Raw genomic sequence first — 3,578 nt, 5'->3', positions numbered from 1 at the left:
GTGGTGGACAGCCGCTGCGATGGTACTTTTATCAATAGGATTGGGCAGTTTGTTTTTTAATAACCAACCTCAAAAGCTGATTGTTAAAAATGAGATCAAAAAAACAAAAAATAACATCATAAAACCTGGTACTACAACTGCGGTTCTTACGCTGGCTAATGGAGCCAATATAGTTTTAGATAACGCCGCGAATGGCGTTGTGGCTACATCAGGAAATACCGCGATAAAAAAATTAAAAAACGGCTTGCTATCCTATACTGATAACGGAACAGACGATGGTGTGGATGCCAATGCTTTAAATACCATAACCATTCCCAGGGGCGGGCAATACACAGTTACATTACCTGATGGTACAAACGTATGGCTAAATTCCGAATCGTCATTAACTTATCCTGTTGGTTTTAAAGGTACAAATCGGAATGTGAGCTTAAAGGGCGAGGCTTATTTTGAAGTAGCAAAAAATAAGCAAATGCCTTTTATTGTACATACCAACGAAGTGGATGTTAAGGTTTTAGGAACCCATTTTAATGTAAAAGCTTATCAGGATGATAACGGCGTAAAAACCACTTTGCTCGAAGGTTCGGTACGTTTATCAAACACGGTGGCATTTGCCATGTTAGTTCCAGGCGAACAGGGAGTCGCTGATCGTTCTGCCAAAAAAATTGAAAAGAAAAAAGCCAATATAAACCAGGTAATGGCCTGGAAATCGGGATATTTTGTTTTCAGAGAAGATGATATTCATGATATCATGAAACAGATAAGCCGGTGGTACGATGTTGACGTTGAATACCGCGGAAACATGTCAAATATAAAATTTGGAGGTACTTACTCTAAAAATAAAGATATAAATGAATTATTAAAAGGCCTTGAATTAACTGGATTGATTCACTTTAAAATTGAAGGAAGGAGGATAATTGTTATGACTTGATAAAAAAGTTTAACGGTTATCTAACAAATAGATCAGGAGCGTTCCAACCGCTCCTGATCATCAGCTTACGCTGAGTTAGTTAACTACATATCAATTGCGAGAACAATCAATTATAAATTAAACCTAACATTCAAATGTATAAAATATTTACTGAATCAAAGTTCAGATGGCATAACCATGTCCTGCTTAAATTTATTCGCATCATGAAATTAACCTGTATCCTAATAATGGTAGCTATACTACAGGTTAGTGCGAGTTCATATGCTCAAAAAATAAATCTGGAGGTACAGAAAGCTCCTTTAGAGGATGTTCTTTTTACGCTTCAGCAGCAAAGCGGATACGATTTTCTGTATAGCGCGCAATTAATAAAATTGGCTGCGCCGGTGTCGTTATCTTTAAAAAATGTAACCATTGCACAGGCACTTGAGAAGATTTTCAGCGATCAGCCGCTTATTTATCTGATCAATAAAAAAACGATAACCATAAAGTCAAAACCTTTACCCCAAAGCATAGAGATCCTGAATATTAAGGGAAAAATTACCGATAAAAAGGGTGTTCCGCTTCCGGGTGTTTCCATACAACTAAAAGGCTCCAAAACGGGTACCGTGAGTGATGTTGATGGTGCGTTCAGCTTGAATGTGCCCGATGGAAACGGCATACTGGTATTCAGCTTTATAGGGTTTGCGAAGCAGGAAATAGCCATTGATGGAAGAAGTGTAATTAATGTTACGCTCCTCGAAGATAATCAGGGCTTAAGCGAAGTTGTAGTTACAGGGTATAGCACCCAGAGTAAACATACGCTGACGAGCGCCATTGTTTCGGTTAAGGGCGAAGACATGACCAAAAGGGTGGCAACTGATGCTACTTCCTTACTGCAGGGACAGCTTCCCGGTCTATCTGTTATTCAAAACTCAGGCGAGCCGGGTAACGAAAATGTGCAGCTGCGTATCAGGGGGGTAGGTACCTTTAGTAGTGCAGGTAATAATCCGCTGGTTATTGTTGATGGGATACCCGGTAATCTTGGAATAATTAATCCTAATGACATAGAATCGGTAACCGTACTAAAAGACGCCGCTGCTGCTGCCATATATGGTTCGCAGGGCGCAAATGGTGTGTTGGTAGTTAAAACCAAAAAGGGCAAAGCAGGCGGTTTTAGACTTGCCTATAACTATAACGTAGGATTTGCCAGTGCAACCAGGCTGCCTGAACTGATAACCAATTCGGCTCAGTACATGGAGTTATTAAATGAGGCCGAAGCAAACGCCGGCAACGCACCCATATATACACAGGATCAGATTGATCTGTATAAAAATGCTACTGACCGTGTCAAATACCCGAATCATGACTGGTTGAAGGATATGTTTAAAACAGCAGTGGTGCAAAATCATTACTTAAACCTGAGTGGTGGTAATGAAAGTACCACATATAGCCTGGGTTTGGGTTATACCAACCAGCCAGGTAGCATGCGCGGTTTTGAGTATAAAAAGTATACCGTTGATCTGGGCCTTAGTTCAAAAATAAACAAGCGAGTTACCCTGGGTACAAATATTCAAATTCGCTATGGCGACAGGAATTACTCTTTTGTAAACAGTACCGATCTTTATATATCCACATTGTCCCAATCACCGCTATATCCGGCTCAAACAGCCGATGGTTTATGGATAAGTAAAGCTTATGATAAAGAACTTGGAAATAAAAACCCCGTATTGGCCTCCCAGATACTTACACATAACCCTAATTATTACGGGCAGGGTAATATATCATTGGATGTAGATATTCTTGATGGTTTGAAATGGGAAAACCGAGCTGGAGTGAGCTTTAGCTATAATAAAAACAAAACATTCCGGCCAACTATACCAACCTATTATTACAGCGATCTTTCTTTTAGCCATAATGCTGATGTAGGTACCCCTGGTTTATCGGTGAATAATAATGATGAAACGCATTCTACTATTTATAGTCAGTTGAATTTCCATAAAATGCTGGGCAAGCATGACCTGACCATTTTGGGTGGTGTACAACAGGAGGTAGATAATGTAAGTAATGTTAATGCTTACCGCATCGGGTATCCTACAAATGACCTTCAGGAATTGAATGCCGGGTCGGCAAATAATCAAACTAACGATGGTACATCTGCCCAATGGATCATTCACTCACTTTACGGAAATGTGAATTATAATTTTGAGGATAAATACCTGCTGGGAGCAAGTGTACGCTATGACGGTACATCACGTTTGCCGAGCCATAGCCGCTGGGGTTTATATCAATCGTTCTCGGCCGGATGGCGCATCTCTAAAGAAAACTTTTTAAAAGATGTAAGTTGGATAAATGATCTGAAACTACGTGGTTCATGGGGCCGTTTAGGTAATCAGAACATAAATACAACTAATGGTAATGTTCCTTATCCATATCAACCTATCCTTAATCAAAACACATACGCATTTGCCGGAAGTGTTTCTTCAGGTTTTATACCCGGCGCCCTGGTTGATCCCAACCTGACCTGGGAAACCACCCGGATGACAGATCTGGGTTTTGATCTGGTGGCATTTAAAAACAAACTGACTTTTACCTTTGACTGGTTTAATAAGTACACCTATAACATTTTACGGCAATCACAGGTTCCCCTGGCCCTTGGTGTAAATGCTCCGGT

General features: G+C 40.2%; 2 protein-coding genes. Both read left to right on the top strand.

Features of this window, described 5'->3' with window-relative positions; translation table 11 throughout:
* A partial coding sequence (locus AC1DRQ_RS30170) for a FecR family protein (protein WP_477429625.1) occupies positions 1-928 on the top strand: 928 nt, incomplete at its 5' end.
* A 227-nt stretch (positions 929-1,155) separates the two neighbouring features.
* Positions 1,156-3,578 (top strand): SusC/RagA family TonB-linked outer membrane protein (locus tag AC1DRQ_RS30165; protein ID WP_477429623.1); only part of this gene is annotated, 2,423 nt, incomplete at its 3' end.

It is taken from the genome of Mucilaginibacter sp. P4_E8 (assembly GCF_056401495.1).
The sequence above is the reverse complement of the archived record's forward strand: the minus strand, read 5'-3'. Positions and strand labels throughout refer to the sequence as shown.